The sequence below is a fragment of the Ensifer sp. NM-2 genome, from assembly GCF_003024455.1.
Classification (GTDB): Bacteria; Pseudomonadota; Alphaproteobacteria; order Rhizobiales; family Rhizobiaceae; genus Ensifer; species Ensifer canadensis.
Genome location: NZ_PVZR01000007.1, coordinates 204,571 through 220,350, shown reverse-complemented (window position 1 = coordinate 220,350; position 15,780 = coordinate 204,571). Strand labels below are relative to the sequence as shown.

Genomic DNA, 15,780 nt, shown 5'->3' with positions numbered 1-15,780 from the left:
CCCGAACGGCAATCGTGCCCCAAGGGAGTGACCCCATGAAATTTTTCGTTGATACCGCCGACGTCAAGGAAATCCGTGAGCTGAACGATCTCGGCCTCCTTGATGGCGTGACCACCAACCCTTCGCTGATCCTCAAGTCGGGCCGTGACATCACCGAAGTCACCAAGGAAATCTGCGGCATCGTCGAGGGCCCGGTTTCGGCCGAAGTGACCGCCACCGAATACGCCGAGATGATGAAGGAAGCGGCCGTTCTTTCGAAGATCGCCGACAACATCTGCATCAAGCTGCCGCTGACGCTTGACGGCCTCAAGGCCTGCAAGGCCCTGACGTCTGACGGTCATCAGACCAACGTGACGCTGTGCTTCTCGGCCAACCAGGCGCTGCTTGCCGCCAAGGCCGGCGCGACCTTCGTTTCGCCCTTCGTCGGCCGCCTCGACGACATCGCGTTCGACGGCATGGACCTGATCCGCGAAATCCGCCACATCTTCGACAACTACGGCTACGAGACCGAAATTCTCGCCGCCTCGATCCGCACCGTGAACCACGTCAAGGAAGCTGCCCTCATCGGCGCCGATGTCGTCACCGCACCGCCGGCAACACTGAAGGCACTGGTCAAGCACCCGCTGACCGACAAGGGTCTCGAAACCTTCCTCGCCGATTGGGCGAAGACCGGCCAGAAGATCGCCTGATCTTTTCGCGATAAAGATTCGAAGGCTCCGCAGCGATGCGGGGCCTTTTTTATGCGTCATCGTCGTCCATCAGGCCGGTGAGCCGCATGCCGTCGATCCAGGTGGCGCTGTCCTTGCGGATCACCCGGCGGGCGCGAACGCCGCAACGCTCGCGGATGGCATCGGCCAGACGCTCCGAATGGGTGACGATCCAGATCTGGCTGTCGCGCGAAGCACTGGCGATCATGTCGGCGAGCGCCGGCAGCATATCCGGATGCAGGCTGGTTTCCGGCTCGTTGAGCGCGATGAAGGGCGGACGGCGATAGGAAAGCAACGCTGCCGCAAGCGCCAGAAACCGCATCTGCCCGTCAGACAGCTCACGCGTCGAAAACGGCCGCTGCGGGAAATCGGGAAAGACCAGCGAGAATTCAGCAAACTGACCCGGATGCGGCACGTCCAGATAGGCGCCGCCGAAGGCATCGGCGATGGCGCGGTCGAGATCGACGGTGTCCTCGCGGGTATGGCGCAGTGTCGCAAAGACCGCCGCCATGTTGGTACCGTCCTCGTCCAGCATCGGCGCGGTGACCGCAAGGCACGGCAGGCGCAGGGGTGAATCGCGATCGGTGCGGAAGCCGTGGAAGAACCGCCACTGATCGACGGCCCGGCGGAAGGTGCCGATCTCGGGATAGTGCCCGGCATCGCCCAACAGCGCGATGGCCGTCTCCGATTGCAGCGCCTGCTCGGGATAGTCCTCCATCCGCCCGCGGTCGCCGCGCACGAAGATGCCGGGACCGGCGCGCTTCATCATCGTCACCGGACGTCGTCCGGTCTCGACGCTCAGCTCTTCTTCCTTGACCTGCGGTTCATAGGCAAATCCTGCCGCCGCCTTTGGCGGACGCAAGCCGGCTTCGATCCTGTAGCGGAAGGTGATGGCCCGCTCCTCGTCCATCAACTCCGTCTCGAGCCGGATGCGCGCCGGTTTGTCGGCCCGTCGCCGACCGCTCCAAAGTGCGGACGACATGCCGCCCTCCTTGGCGATCTCATGGGCAAGGTTGCCGCGCACAGCCGCCTGCACCAGTTGCAGCGCGCGATAGAGATTGGATTTGCCGACGCCGTTCTCGCCGATAAACAAATTGACACCGGTCAGATCCATGCGGATCGACTTCAGGGAACGGTAATTTTCGGCGAACATCGAACGAAGCAGCATAGCTCTGCTTTAGCGCATTCCCGCCATCACATGAAGGGATCAGCAGGCAACGGAAGCGCGCACCATCGGCCGAAACACCGCATCGGCGTCGCGCGCCAGTTCGGACACCGTGTGACGTTCCAGTGCCTTCGTCACGTCGACAGCGTCCCCGTCCAGCGCCTCTGGCGCAATGAGGTTGCCGATGCGGAAATCGAAGAGGTCACCCTTCTTGTTGAGCAACTCGTGGAACACCGTCATGTCGCGCAGTTCGGTCGACCACTTGGCAAACCAGTAGAACAGGCCGGAGTTGCGCGCGCTCATATGAACCGGCAGGATCGGCAGGCCGTATTTGCGCGCAAAGCCGACCGCCGACGTCTTCCACGGCCGCTCGTTGAGACGGCCATCGGCCCAGTAGGCGATGCGGCCGGAGGGAAACAGCACCGTCGCCTTGCCCTCGCCGATCGCTCGGTTGGTCACCTGCAGCGTTTCACGGGCCTTGAGCTTGCTCTTGTGCTCTTCGCGCCATTCGACCGGAATGACCATCTCAACGAAACGCGGGTTGACGCGGATCGCGTCGCGGTTGGCGAAGAACATCATGTCCGGCCGCCGCGTCTTCAGGAGATCGAAGACGGCGATGCCGTCGGCAATCCCGGTCGGATGATTGCTGACCAGCAGGAACCCGCCCTTGGCAGGAATGCGCTCGGCCCTATCGACACGCACGTCGAGTGAGAGAAGCGAACTCAGATGCTCGAAGGCATGGAAGCCCGGCACGTTGGCCACGGCGTCGGCGAATTCCAGCGCCTTTCGGTAGTTCAGAAGCGTGTAGAGAAAGGGCCGGATAACGGGCCACATCGGGCTCCTGACGATCCTCTGGCCGCGTTCGGCAATGAGTGTATCGACGATGTGGCCGGGCTGCCCTTGCGAGACCAGGGCGATCACTTCAGCAAAATGCGCGAATCCGTTCACCGAATCCCGTCCCGCCATGGTTTCATCCGATTCTTTGCGGCTGAACATCGCAACTCAATATGATCGAAGGATGACAAAATCCAAGGCTACGTTAGCAAAAACATAAGAGGCTTCAGGGCATTGTCGATGACCGACCACCTTGGAAAGCGACAATGAACGAGCTGCTCGTCATCGGCCATCCAGACCTGCTTGCAGAGCGCCAGAGATGGCTGCAAGGGCTCTTGCAGGAGCGCCGCCTGTCCGACAATACCGTCGACGCCTATGAGCGCGACACGCGACAATTCCTCACATTCCTCACCGGCCATCTCGCCGGCCCGCCCCGTCTTTCAGACATCAGCACATTGCGGCCGGCCGACCTTCGCGGCTTTCTCGCCCAGCGTCGCAAGGGCGGTGCGGGCGCGCGCACGCTCGGCCGGGGCCTAGCCGGCCTGCGCTCCTTTCTGCGCTATCTCGAACGCATCGGACTTGCCAATGCCGCCGGTGCCGCGGCCGTCCGTTCGCCGAAGCAGCCGAAATCGCTGCCTAAGCCGCTGACGGACCGCGAGGCACTCAATGTCGTCACGACGGACGCGCAGCTTGCCGAAGAGCCGTGGGTGGCCGCGCGCAACGCCGCCGTGCTGACGCTGCTCTACGGCTGCGGCTTGCGCATTTCCGAGGCGCTCGATCTGACGCCGGGCGATTTCGCCGGCACGCCATCCTCGCTGCGCGTCACCGGCAAGGGCGGCAAGACCCGCATCGTGCCGCTCATGGCTGTGGCGCGCGACGCGGTCGCGACCTATCTCAAGCTCTGCCCCTACCATGCCGGCGCCGGCGAGCCGATGTTCCGCGGCACGCGCGGGGCGAAACTTCAGCCGGCCATCATCCAGCGCGAGATGCAGAAGCTGCGCGGCGCCCTCGGCCTGCCCGACACGGCCACGCCGCATGCGCTGCGCCACTCCTTCGCCACGCATCTGCTGGCCGGCGGCGGCGATCTCAGAACCATCCAGGAACTGCTGGGCCACGCCAGCCTGTCAACGACACAGGTCTATACCGGCGTCGACTCGACGCGGCTGCTGGAGATCTACGACCGGGCTCATCCGCGCGCCTGAATTTGGGCGGAGGGGCAGGTTAACCATACCTATTAAGGAAGCCGTGACCAACGAAGCGTAGGGTCCGCTAGACTCGGCAGAACATTAGGAAGTGATCATGTATTCGATCGCCAAGCCCGCCCGTAACCTCGCGGCCAGGGCCGCCGATATGGCCCTCTGGCTGATCGCGCTTATCCATCTGCTGCTCGCGGCCAGCCTCATTGCGATGGTCGCCTCGATCTCGCAGGCGCACGCCGCGACCGAAGCCATCTGCGGCGGTACGAACATCATCACCGGTCTCGAAAAAACCGACCCCGCAAAACTCGCCAGGCTGAAAGCCGAAGCCGACGCCATCCCGAACGGCAAGGGCATATTCTGGAAGATCGAGAAGGATGGCATCGCCCCCTCCTGGCTGCTCGGCACCATGCATGTCACCGATCCGCGCGTACTGGCGATGCCAACGGGTGCCGCCGATGCCTTCGCCACGGCATCGACCGTCATCATCGAATCGGACGAGATCATCGACGAGAAAAAGTCGGCCGCCGCCATCCTGATGCGGCCCGACCTCACCATGTTTGCCGATAACAAGACCATCAACGATTTTCTCAACCCTGAAGACCGCGAGCGGCTCGAACGCGGCCTCAAGGAGCGCGGCATACCGCTGACGCTGGTTGCCAAGATGAAGCCCTGGATGATTGCGAGCTTCGTCGCGCTGCCCGCCTGCGAGATGACCCGCAAGGCCGCCGGCGCATCCTTCCTCGACAAGAAGCTTGCCGAAGACGCCGTCAGCCACGGCAAGACGCTGAAGGGGCTTGAAACCCTCATCGAGCAGTTGGCCGCAATGGATTCGCTGCCGACCGAACTGCACCTGCGCGCCCTCATCGAGACGCTCGCCCTTGGCAAGACGATCGACGACGTGCTCGCCACCACCACCGACCTCTACCTCTCCGGCGACACCGGCATGATCATGCCGATGATGAAGGCCGTTTCTGAAGATGTGGCAAGCGAAGACGCCAGCTACGCCGACTTCGAACAGCGCATCATTATCGATCGCAACAAGACGATGGCGACGCGCGCCGAACCGATCCTCGGCAACGGCAACGCCTTCATGGCGGTCGGTGCCCTGCATCTTGCCGGCGACGAGGGCCTGGTCGAACTGCTTAAGCGCCAGGGCTTCTCCGTCACCCGCGCCAACTGACGGACCGGCCGGCAGGGATGCCGGCCACGGGCGCGTTCCGTCTTCAAGCTCCTGAATGTTTCCTTAAATCCTATTCGATTTAAGGAAACATGCAGAAATTCAAAGTGCTACAGCGACCTTTGCGCGTCTAATAAGACGCGCGGCGCTGTGGTGTTGACACAAGAGCCGGTCCCCAAGTCTGCCGCCGCGGCATGATCGGTCTCTATCCTCGACAGGCGCGGCGGTGTTGCCGCTCAGCCAGGCGGGCTCGCTGCGCCTGCCAGCAGCGTCGGCACGATGACCTTGTGAAACGGCATGACGGCCGCCAGGTAGACGCGCCCGAGCGTGTTGTGACGCCGGATCAGTGTCGTCATGCCGATGATCTGGTTGACGGCCGATCCCGCCCTGACGTCAACGACGATGCGAAAATCGAGATGGGCATCGTTGAAGCCGAGCACGACCTCATCGTCGCTTCGAGACAGAACCGGAAACGGGCCGATAAGGCCAAACTTGCCCGGTGAAGGCGCCTCCGACTTGAGGCCGACCACCGATACCACCCGGTTGCGAAGCTTAAGCAGGGTGCGGACCCAGGCGGGCGAATTGCCGAGCGAGCGCTCGGCCACCTCGATCGCCGTCAGCCCCTTTCCGTTCAGGGCAAGCTCGAAACGATCAGCCCAATCGGCATCCGGCAGATGCGGGCTCGGCAAAAGAACGGTGGCGGGTCTAGGTTTCATGATCCCTCGTGGCGGCAGCCAGAGCAATTCCAGGAAACGTGTGAAACGGTTTTCCCGGGAATTGCGCAATTGCCAAGAGCGACGGCTTTCCGTCGCAAGCGCATGGGGTCGATGATCGCGCCTAATGTCGGCGCAAGACAGGGGGCCGCTTGTCGCAGCCCCCTGCCAAATCGTCACATATGGATCGGCTTGAAGAAGGTCGACAGCGCCGCTTCCTTGACCGCTTCCGACATGGTCGGATGCGCATGGCAGGTGCGGCCGAGATCTTCCGACGAGCCACCGAATTCCATCAGAACGGCAATCTCGTGGATCATCTCGCCGGCGCCGAAGCCGACGATGTGGCCGCCGAGAACCCGGTCGGTTTCCTTGTCGGCGAGGATCTTGACGAAACCATCGGTCGCCTGCATCGCCCGCGCACGGCCATTTGCCGTGAACGGGAACTTGCCGACCTTGTAGGCGACGCCCGCTGCCTTCAGTTCTTCCTCGGTCTTGCCCACGGAAGCGACTTCCGGCTGGGTGTAGACGACGCTGGGGATGACGTCGTAGTTCACGTGGCCGGCCTGACCTGCGAGGATCTCGGCAACCGCAACGCCTTCGTCTTCGGCCTTGTGCGCCAGCATCGGGCCGCGCACGACGTCGCCGATGGCGTAGACGCCGACAACGCTCGTCTGGAAATGGTTGTCGATCTCGACGCGGCCGTGCTTGTCCATGACGACACCGGCTTTGGCAAGGCCAAGACCGTCGGTGTAGGGCTTGCGGCCGGTGGCAATCAGAACGACATCGGCATCGAGCGTCACGGCGTCACCGCCCTTGACAGGCTCGTACGTCACCTTGGCGCCCTTGCCGTCCTTGACGACGCCGGTCACCTTGGCACCGAGCTTGAACTCCATGCCCTGCTTCGCGAGCATGCGCTGGAACTGCTTGGAGACTTCGCCGTCCATGCCGCCGAGGATCGCGTCGAGATATTCGACCACGGTCACCTTGGAGCCGAGACGGGCCCAGACCGAGCCGAGCTCGAGGCCGATGACACCGCCGCCGACGACGATCATGTTCGCCGGCACCTTTTCGAGCGCGATGCCGCCGGTCGACGAGATGATCACCTTCTCGTCGATCTCGACCGACACGCCCGGGATGCCAGCAACGTCGGAGCCGGTGGCGATGACGATGTTCTTCGTCTCCAGGACCTGCTCTTCGCCCTTGTCGTTGGTCACCGAGACCTTACCCTGGCCGAGCACCTTGCCGGTGCCCTGGATGCCGTCGATCTTGTTCTTCTTGAACAGGAAGGAAACGCCCTCGACGTTGGACTTAACCGTCGCGTCCTTGTGCGCCATCATCTTTTCGAGGTTGAGCTTCGGCGCGCCGACTTCGACGCCGAGCGTATCCAGGCCGTGGCCGGCCTGGTGGAACATTTCCGAAGCGTGCAGCAGGGCCTTCGACGGAATGCAGCCGATGTTGAGGCAGGTGCCGCCATAGGTGGCGCGCTTTTCAACGACGCCAACCTTCAGGCCGAGCTGTGCCGCCTTGATAGCGCAGACATAGCCGCCCGGGCCGCTGCCGATAACGATGAGATCATAAGCCATTGGATTATCCTTCCTTCAGGGACGGTTACCGTCCGCCGCTGACATTGAGAATGGCTCCCGTCACGTAAGTCGCCTTATCGGACAGGAGGTAAAGAACCGCATCCGCCACTTCCTCGGCCGTGCCGGGTCGCTGGACGGGGATGGTTGACGCGAGATCGCGTGCCCGGTCCGGCAGGCCGCCGGACGCGTGGATTTCGGTGTCGATGATGCCGGGGCGAACCGCGTTGACGCGCACGTTCTCGGTGGCGACTTCGCGCGCAAGACCGATCGTGAACGTGTCGATCGCGCCCTTCGAGGCGGCATAGTCGACATATTGCGCCGGGGAGCCGAGTTCGGCCGCAACCGACGAGATATTGACGATCACGCCGCCCTTGCCGCCGTGACGCGTCGACATGCGGCGAACGGCTTCTGCGGCGCACAGGATCGAACCGGTCACGTTGATGCGGAACATCCGCTCGAGCCGCTCAACCGACATTTCGTCGATGCGCTGGGTCGGGCCGACGATTCCGGCATTGTTGACCAGCCCGTCGAGCCGGCCGAAAGCCTTGTCGACGGCGGCGAACATCGATTTGATGTCCGCATCGGACCCGACGTCGCCCCTGACCGCGACCGCCGAGCCGCCGCCCTTCCGGATCGTGGCCACGACCGCATCTGCCGCCTCGGCGTTCGATGCGTAGTTCACGACGACGGACCAGCCGGCTCTGGCGGCGCCGAGGCAGACAGCTGCCCCGATGCCACGGCTGCCGCCGGTGACGAGAACAACGGGCGCAGCACTCATGCGGCGCACCCCTTGAGAGTGAAGGCGTCCCAGCTGTCTGTTTCGGCCTTGCCCTTGCCCCAGGCGCTCGACGCGCGAAGGGCGGGGCCGAAATCCGGCAGCAGGATCTGGTGTGCAGCCGGCGCGGTTTCGGCCGGAATCGCGTCGATCGCACCCGTCTTGCCGACGGAATAGACAGGCCCCTGCCAGACGGTGCATTTGCGAAGCTCTTCGCCGGTGACGTCACCGGTGGGGCACTTGTGCATGACGATGCCGGTCGCGCGTTCCGGCTCGCCGGAAGGCATGACGACACCGTCGAGCAACAGGCCCGGTTTCAGAACCGCGATCTTGAAAAGATTGCTCGTCACCGCACTTTCCGATCCCACCGGCTCGAAGCGCAGTTCATAGGCGCCGTCGCGGTCGCCATAGATGGCGCGCGCCTGGCTGCATTCCTGGCCAAGCGCCGGCGTGGCGACCACGGCGCCGAGTGCAGCGACGAGCAGAGAGCGGACAATGACCATGATCAGACGGCCTTCTCGGTCGCGAGCTTCAGGCCGAGCGCGATGAACACCAGGCCGCTGGTGCGGTCGATCCACTTGCTGGCGCGGGTGAAGGCGGTGCGCATGCGCGGCGTGGTCATGAACAGGCTGACGCCGACGAACCACAGGATGAGGCAGGTTGCCATCACCAGCCCGTAGCCAAACTTGATCATGATCGGCGTGTGGGCGCCAACGACCGTCGAGAAGATCGACAGGAAGAAGAACACCGCTTTCGGATTGAGCGCATTGGCCGCAAAGCCGAGGCCGAACGCCTTGATCGCGGACTGGCTCCTTGCCGGTTCGCCTGATGGTGCGGCGTCGACCGAAATCTCCGTCTGGCCGGCCCGCAGCGCCTTGATCCCGATATAGATCAGGTAAGCCACACCGCACCATTTGACGATGTTGAACAGATAGATCGACTGCGAAATGATCAGCCCGAGACCGAGGATCGTATAGGTCACGTGGAACATCAGCGAGCTGCCGATACCGAAGGATGTGATGATCGCCTGACGGCGGCCATGGACGATCGACTGGCGCATGACCATCGCCAGATCGGCGCCGGGCGAGACGATGGCGAAGGTGAAGATCGCCATCAGCGATGCGAGTTCGAAAAGATATTGGCTCATGATTGTGCGACCGGTGCGTTGAAGGCCCAGACGTGGCCGAAGGGATCCCTGATGCGCGCATAACGCGCCTGCCAGAACGTATCCTGCGGCTCCAGAACTGTCGATGCCCCGGCCGCCATGGCCCGGACATAGGCCGCATCGACATCGCCCGCTTGAGGCAGGTTGATGCTGATCGCCACGCCGGTGCCGCCGACGGTCAGCGGCGACAGCACGCTGCCGCCGAATTCGGGAAACTCGTCATGCATCATGACCTCGCCGCCGAACAGCGCCAGGTTGGCGTGCATCACGCGCTTGCCGTCTTCGGCCATCTGATGGAACGTGTTCACCGCACCGAATGCCTTCTCGTAGAAGGCGATTGCCGCCAACCCGTCCCTGACGCAGATGTGTGCCTGGATAGGCGGTACGTCGGATCCGAATGCCATGTCGTGCTCCTCCGTCTAGAGCATTTCCAGGAAAAGTACGAAGCGATTCCGTCAGGAAATGCGTAAAAACAAATAGATAGAGCGTTTCCAAGACTCCGTTGAAAAACGGAAACGCTCTAGACGAGAATACCTGCCAGCATCAGTATGAGCCCGGCGGCAGACACCGTCCACACAGCCGAGCGGACAAGCCCGAGACCGCCGATATAGATCGGCAGATAGGCGACCCTTGCCCAGAACCAGATCATCGCGCCCCATTGGCTGAGCGCGTCGCTTCGACCCGAAAACTCGATCACGACGGCAAGCGCAATGAAGACCGGATAGGTTTCATGGAAGTTGCGCAGCGCCCGGGTGGCCCTTCCCGTGAGGACGTTCGGCTCGGGCGCCATATCCCGATTGGTGTCGGCTTCGATGATGCCGTTCTGCAGCCTATAGGTTCCCGCCTGCGCCATTACATAGACGAAGGCGAGGACGGCACTCCAGAGCAGGTAGGTCAGTTCCAGCGACATCAGGGGATCCGGAAAGAACGGGCCGGAGAAGGAAACGGGGGCTGCGATTGCGCCCCCGTCATTGCCTTAGAGATCGAGAACCAGACGTTCCGGATCCTCGAGGCTGTCCTTGACGCGGACGAGGAAGGTAACCGCTTCCTTGCCGTCGACCATGCGGTGGTCATAGGACAGCGCCAGGTACATCATCGGACGGATGACGATCTGACCGCCGACCACGACCGGACGGTCCTGGATCTTGTGCATGCCGAGAATGCCCGACTGCGGCGCATTCAGGATCGGCGAAGACATCAGCGAACCGTAGACGCCGCCATTGGAGATGGTGAAGGTGCCGCCCTGCATGTCGGCCATGGAGAGCTGGCCATCGCGAGCAAGCTTGCCCAGGCGGCCGATGTCCTTCTCGATCTCGGCGATCGACATCTGGTCGGCATCGCGAACGACCGGTACGACAAGACCCTTGTCCGTGCCGACGGCGACGCCGATGTGGCAGAAGTTCTTGTAGATGACGTCGGTGCCGTCGATCTCGGCGTTGACGGCAGGGATTTCCTTCAGCGCATGGGTGACGGCCTTGGTGAAGAAGCCCATGAAGCCGAGCTTCACACCATGCTTCTTCTCGAAGATGTCCTTGTACTTGTTGCGCAGGCTCATGACCGCGCTCATGTCCACCTCGTTATAGGTAGTGAGCATGGCGGCGGTGTTCTGCGCATCCTTGAGGCGACGGGCGATCGTCTGGCGCAGGCGGGTCATCTTGACACGCTCTTCACGAACGACGTCCTCGGTAGTCGACGGCGCGCGGGCCTGGACCTTGACCGGCTCGGAAGCGGCCGGTGCCGAAATGCCCTTGGCGACCGCGGCGAGCACATCACCCTTCAGGACCTGGCCGCGCTTGCCCGAACCATCGACCTGGTCGGCCGAGAGGTTGTTTTCGGCAAGCAGCTTGCCGGCGGACGGAGCCGGCGGCATCGACGATGCAGCCGGTGCGGCAGCGGCAACGGCGGGCTGGGCAGCCGGAGCGGCAGCAGCCGGCTCGGCCTTCTTCTCGGCAGCAGCGACTGGCGCGGCCGCAGCACCGGAACCAGCAGCGATCTGGCCAAGCAGCGCACCGAGACCGACGGTTTCGCCGGCCAGGGCAACGATTTCGGAGAGAACGCCGGCCGAGGGAGCCGGAACTTCGATCGTCACCTTGTCGGTTTCGAGTTCGAGCAGCGGCTCGTCTGCCTTGATGGCATCGCCGACCTTCTTGAACCAGGTGCCGACGGTCGCTTCACTGACGGATTCGCCAAGGGTGGGAACGCGGATTTCTGTTGCCATGATTTTTGTTCCGTTGATCAGATATCTGTTTCTATCGATTGGCTCGGCGCCAAGGGGGCAGGATCAGCCCCCCAGCGCGTCCTCGAGGAAGGCGGCCAGCTGCGCCATGTGCTTCGACATCAGGCCCGTTGCCGGCGATGCCGCAGCCGGACGGCCGGTGTAGCGCACGCGCTGATACTTGGCGTCGATATGAGCCAGCACCCATTCCAGGTACGGGTCGATGAACGACCAGGCGCCCATGTTCTTCGGCTCTTCCTGGCACCAGACCATCTCCGCGTTGCGGAAACGGCTGAGCTCGTTGATCAGCGCCTTGGCCGGGAACGGATAGAGCTGTTCGACGCGCAGCAGGTAGACATCGTCGATGCCGCGCTTCTCGCGCTCTTCGAGCAGATCGTAGTAGACCTTGCCGGAGCAGAGCACGACGCGGCGGATCTTCGAATCCTTCTGCAGCTTGATCGGGCCGTCCTTGATGACCTCGGCGTCATCCCACAGCAGACGGTGGAACGAGCTTTCGCCGGCCATTTCCGACAGGCTCGAAACCGCACGCTTGTGGCGCAGCAGCGACTTCGGCGTCATCAGGATCAGCGGCTTGCGGAAGTCGCGCTTCACCTGGCGGCGCAGGATGTGGAAGTAGTTCGCCGGCGTCGTGACGTTGGCGACCTGCATGTTGTCTTCCGCGCAGAGCTGCAGGAAGCGTTCGAGGCGGGCGGAGGAGTGCTCCGGACCCTGACCTTCATAGCCGTGCGGCAGCAGGCAGACGAGGCCCGACATACGCAGCCACTTGCGTTCGCCCGACGAGACGAACTGGTCGAACACGACCTGTGCGCCGTTGGCGAAGTCGCCGAACTGGGCTTCCCAGAGTGTCAGCGCGTTCGGACGGGCCAGCGAGTAGCCGTATTCGAAACCGAGCACGGCCTCTTCCGAAAGCATCGAGTTGATGACTTCGTAGCGGGCCTGGGTCGGCGTGAGGTTGGCAAGCGGGATGTAACGGTCTTCGGTCTGCTGATCGTAGAGAACCGAGTGACGCTGCGAGAAGGTGCCGCGTTCGCAGTCCTGGCCCGAAAGGCGGATCTTCGTGCCTTCCGTGACGAGCGTACCGAACGCAAGCGCTTCTGCCATCGCCCAGTCGATCCCCTCGCCGGTCGAAACCATGTTGGCGCGGTTTTCCATGAAGCGCTGGATCGTGCGGTGCGCATTGAAGCCGGCCGGGATCTCGGCGATCTTGCGGCCGATTTCCTTGAGCTGCTTCATCGGCACGGAGGTCTTGCCGCGACGCTGTTCGTCCTGGTTGTCGGCCGAACGCAGGCCCGACCAGACACCATCCAGCCAGTCGGCCTTGTTGGGCTTGTAGGACTGGCCAGCCTCGAACTCCTGCTCGAGATGGGCGCGCCAATCGGCCTTCATCTTCTCGACTTCGCCTTCGCTCATCAGGCCTTCGGCGACCAGGCGGTCGGAGTAGAGCTGGACGACGGTCTTGTGGGCGCGGATGACCTTGTACATCTTCGGCTGCGTGAACGCAGGCTCGTCGCCTTCGTTGTGACCGAAGCGGCGGTAGCAGAACATGTCGATGACGACAGGCTTGTGGAACTTCATCCGGAATTCGGTGGCGATCTTGGCAGCGTAGACGACCGCTTCCGGATCGTCGCCGTTGACGTGGAAGATCGGCGCCTCGATCATCTTGGCCACATCCGACGGATAGGGCGACGAACGCGAGAAGGCCGGGTTCGTGGTGAAGCCGATCTGGTTGTTGATGATGAAGTGGACCGTGCCGGCAACGCGGTGACCGCGCAGGCCGGACAGGCCGAGGATTTCGGCAATGACGCCTTGGCCGGCAAACGCCGCATCGCCGTGCAGCAAGAGCGGCATGACCTTTGAGCGTTCGCGCAACGGGATGATGTCGCCTTCGAACACTGTCGCCATCTGGTCCTGCTTGGCGCGGGCCTTGCCCATGACGACAGGGTTGACGATTTCCAGGTGCGACGGGTTCGCCGTCAGCGACAGGTGAACCTTGTTGCCGTCGAATTCGCGGTCGGAGGAAGCGCCGAGGTGGTACTTCACGTCGCCCGAACCTTCGACGTCATCAGGAGCGTAGGAGCCGCCCTTGAATTCGTGGAAAATGGCGCGGTGCGGCTTTGCCATCACCTGGGAAAGCACGTTCAGGCGGCCGCGGTGGGCCATGCCGAGAACGATTTCCTTCAGGCCTTCCTGGCCGCCGCGCTTGATGATCTGCTCGAGCGCCGGAATGAGCGATTCGCCGCCGTCGAGACCGAAGCGCTTGGTGCCCTTGTACTTGACGTCGATGAACTGCTCGAAGCCTTCCGACTCGATCAGCTTCTGCAGGATCGCCTTCTTGCCCTCGGGCGTGAACTCGACGCCCTTGTCCGGACCTTCGATGCGTTCCTGGATCCAGGCTTTCTCTTCCGGGTTTGACATGTGCATGAATTCGACGCCGATCGTCGAGCAATAAGTGCGCTCGAGGATTTCGACCATTTCGCGAATGCTCGCGTATTCGAGGCCGAGCACGTTGTCGATGAAGATCTTGCGGTCGAGATCCTTCTCCTCAAACCCGTAGTTCGAGGGCGAAAGCTCGTTGTAGTCATCGACCGGGGCAGCAAGGCCGAGCGGATCGAGCTTGGCATGCAGGTGGCCACGCGCACGATAGGCGCGGATCATCATGATGGCGCGAACGGAATCGCGCGTCGCCTGATGGATATCTGCCGCGCTCACGGCGGTGCCGGTGACGGCAGCGGCTTCTTCCGCCTTCGCCTTGACCTTCTTCTCGATGACCTTTTCGACCCTACCCCAGTCGCCATCGAGCGCCGAGACGAGTTCGCCATTAGCGACGATCGGCCAGTTGGGCTTCTTCCAGGAGGCGCCCTTGGCGGCCTTCACCACGTCTTCCGGCTTGTCGGCCAGCGCCTTGAAGAAGGCCTGCCATTCAGCCGAGACGGACGACGGATCCGTTTCGTAGCGTGCATAGAGCTGCTCGATATAGGCGGCGTTCGCGCCGTCCAGAAACGATGTGAGCTGGAATTGCTCGTTGGCCTCTTGCCTTGCCATGGGTTCTCGCGGACGTTTTGGTCCGCCTCCTGACTTAAGTTGGGATGCCGGGTTTTCCCGGTCGTTCATCATTGTCAGACGCATCCAGTGCGCCCTGCTTTTGGGTCCTTGCAGCGCCGTGCGTCGATCAGGACGCGCGAAGGGCGCTGTAACACTTTCAACCTGCTGCATGATCTTGTCCTTAAATCGATGCCGACCGAAGGACTTGTGCAGGCAGTGCGGTCATCGGGGCCGGCTTTGATGGCCGGCCCCGATGACGCAATTCTGAGGTCAGCCCTTGAGGACTTCGACCAGCGTCTTGCCGAGGCGAGCCGGCGATGGCGACACGCGGATGCCTGCCGATTCCATCGCAGCGATCTTGGATTCCGCATCGCCCTTGCCGCCGGAAACGACGGCACCGGCGTGACCCATGGTGCGGCCCTTCGGCGCGGTACGGCCCGCGATGAAGCCGGCCATCGGCTTCTTGCGACCCTTGTTGGCCTCGTCGATGAGGAACTGCGCCGCATCCTCTTCGGCCGAGCCGCCGATTTCGCCGATCATGATGATCGAGGTCGTGGCCTCGTCGGCGAGGAACATCTCGAGCACGTCGATGAACTCGGTGCCCTTGACCGGGTCGCCGCCGATGCCGACGGCCGTCGTCTGGCCGAGGCCTTCGTTGGAGGTCTGGAACACGGCTTCATAGGTCAGCGTACCGGAGCGCGAGACGATGCCAACCGAACCCTTGCGGAAGATCGAGCCCGGCATGATGCCGATCTTGCATTCTTCCGGCGTCAGGATACCGGGGCAGTTCGGGCCGAGCAGGCGCGACTTGGAGCGGTCGAGACGAGCCTTGACGCGCACCATGTCGGCAACCGGGATGCCTTCGGTAATGCAGGTGATGAACGGGATTTCCGCATCGATCGCCTCGATGATCGCGTCCGCGGCGCCTGCCGGCGGAACATAGATCACGGATGCGTCCGCACCGGTCTTCTCACGGCCTTCGGCAACCGACGCGAAGATCGGCAGGGTTTCGCCCTTGGAACCGGTCCAGGTTTCGCCACCCTTCTTCGGGTGAATGCCGCCGACCATCTGCGTGCCATAGTAGGCAAGCGCCTGTTCGGTATGGAAGGTGCCGGTCTTGCCGGTCAGGCCCTGAACGAGGACCTTGGTGTTCTTGTTAACGAGAATCGACATGAGGTCTGGTC

General features: G+C 62.8%; 15 protein-coding genes. 3 read left to right on the top strand and 12 right to left on the bottom strand.

All coding sequences use genetic code 11. The features are described 5' to 3' along the window. Nucleotides 1–35: 35 nt before the first annotated feature. A complete protein-coding gene (gene fsa / locus C6558_RS16620) occupies nucleotides 36–689 on the top strand; it encodes a fructose-6-phosphate aldolase (protein ID WP_025425070.1) in 654 nt (217 codons plus the stop codon). Between the two features lie 49 nt (nucleotides 690–738). Here the strand turns inward: fsa and C6558_RS16615 are convergent, their stop codons facing one another. Both C6558_RS16615 and C6558_RS16610 read right to left on the bottom strand, forming a co-directional pair. After that, nucleotides 739–1,875: an AAA family ATPase gene (locus C6558_RS16615; RefSeq protein WP_025425071.1), complete on the bottom strand. Its 1,137-nt coding sequence runs from the start codon at nucleotides 1,873–1,875 to the stop codon at nucleotides 739–741. 39 nt (nucleotides 1,876–1,914) lie between these two features. Then, on the bottom strand, nucleotides 1,915–2,838 hold the full coding sequence (locus C6558_RS16610; protein ID WP_025425072.1) for a GNAT family N-acetyltransferase: 924 nt from the start codon (nucleotides 2,836–2,838) through the stop codon (nucleotides 1,915–1,917). Nucleotides 2,839–2,972: 134 nt separating this feature from the next. Between C6558_RS16610 and C6558_RS16605 the strand changes: the two genes are divergently transcribed. Both C6558_RS16605 and C6558_RS16600 read left to right on the top strand, forming a co-directional pair. Next, on the top strand, nucleotides 2,973–3,908 hold the full coding sequence (locus C6558_RS16605; RefSeq protein WP_025425073.1) for a tyrosine recombinase XerC: 936 nt from the start codon (nucleotides 2,973–2,975) through the stop codon (nucleotides 3,906–3,908). A gap of 97 nt (nucleotides 3,909–4,005) precedes the next feature. After that, nucleotides 4,006–5,085: a TraB/GumN family protein gene (locus C6558_RS16600; protein ID WP_025425074.1), complete on the top strand. Its 1,080-nt coding sequence runs from the start codon at nucleotides 4,006–4,008 to the stop codon at nucleotides 5,083–5,085. Between the two features lie 233 nt (nucleotides 5,086–5,318). Here the strand turns inward: C6558_RS16600 and C6558_RS16595 are convergent, their stop codons facing one another. From C6558_RS16595 to sucD, 10 genes are all read right to left on the bottom strand, one after another. Further along, nucleotides 5,319–5,798: a DUF2867 domain-containing protein gene (locus C6558_RS16595; protein ID WP_025425075.1), complete on the bottom strand. Its 480-nt coding sequence runs from the start codon at nucleotides 5,796–5,798 to the stop codon at nucleotides 5,319–5,321. 173 nt (nucleotides 5,799–5,971) lie between these two features. Further along, on the bottom strand, nucleotides 5,972–7,378 hold the full coding sequence (gene lpdA / locus C6558_RS16590) for a dihydrolipoyl dehydrogenase (protein ID WP_025425076.1): 1,407 nt from the start codon (nucleotides 7,376–7,378) through the stop codon (nucleotides 5,972–5,974). A 25-nt stretch (nucleotides 7,379–7,403) separates the two neighbouring features. After that, nucleotides 7,404–8,156: an SDR family oxidoreductase gene (locus C6558_RS16585; protein WP_025425077.1), complete on the bottom strand. Its 753-nt coding sequence runs from the start codon at nucleotides 8,154–8,156 to the stop codon at nucleotides 7,404–7,406. Beyond that, nucleotides 8,153–8,656, bottom strand: coding sequence for a hypothetical protein (locus tag C6558_RS16580; RefSeq protein WP_025425078.1), 504 nt, complete (start codon nucleotides 8,654–8,656; stop codon nucleotides 8,153–8,155). The genes C6558_RS16585 and C6558_RS16580 overlap by 4 nt, the downstream gene beginning before the upstream one ends. 2 nt (nucleotides 8,657–8,658) lie before the next feature. After that, complete coding sequence (locus C6558_RS16575; protein ID WP_025425079.1) at nucleotides 8,659–9,300, bottom strand: LysE family translocator; 642 nt, start codon at nucleotides 9,298–9,300, stop codon at nucleotides 8,659–8,661. Beyond that, nucleotides 9,297–9,722 carry a VOC family protein gene (locus C6558_RS16570; protein ID WP_025425080.1) on the bottom strand — a complete coding sequence of 142 codons (426 nt, stop codon included), beginning with the start codon at nucleotides 9,720–9,722 and terminating at the stop codon, nucleotides 9,297–9,299. The genes C6558_RS16575 and C6558_RS16570 overlap by 4 nt, the downstream gene beginning before the upstream one ends. A 116-nt stretch (nucleotides 9,723–9,838) precedes the next feature. Continuing rightward, nucleotides 9,839–10,228: an MAPEG family protein gene (locus C6558_RS16565; RefSeq protein ID WP_025425081.1), complete on the bottom strand. Its 390-nt coding sequence runs from the start codon at nucleotides 10,226–10,228 to the stop codon at nucleotides 9,839–9,841. 66 nt (nucleotides 10,229–10,294) lie between these two features. Beyond that, nucleotides 10,295–11,536 (bottom strand): 2-oxoglutarate dehydrogenase complex dihydrolipoyllysine-residue succinyltransferase, encoded by a 1,242-nt coding sequence (gene odhB, locus C6558_RS16560; RefSeq protein ID WP_025425082.1) that lies wholly within the window; start codon nucleotides 11,534–11,536, stop codon nucleotides 10,295–10,297. A gap of 63 nt (nucleotides 11,537–11,599) precedes the next feature. Beyond that, nucleotides 11,600–14,596, bottom strand: coding sequence for a 2-oxoglutarate dehydrogenase E1 component (locus C6558_RS16555; protein WP_025425083.1), 2,997 nt, complete (start codon nucleotides 14,594–14,596; stop codon nucleotides 11,600–11,602). Between the two features lie 270 nt (nucleotides 14,597–14,866). Continuing rightward, on the bottom strand, nucleotides 14,867–15,769 hold the full coding sequence (gene sucD, locus C6558_RS16550; protein WP_025425084.1) for a succinate--CoA ligase subunit alpha: 903 nt from the start codon (nucleotides 15,767–15,769) through the stop codon (nucleotides 14,867–14,869). Nucleotides 15,770–15,780 lie beyond the last annotated feature (11 nt).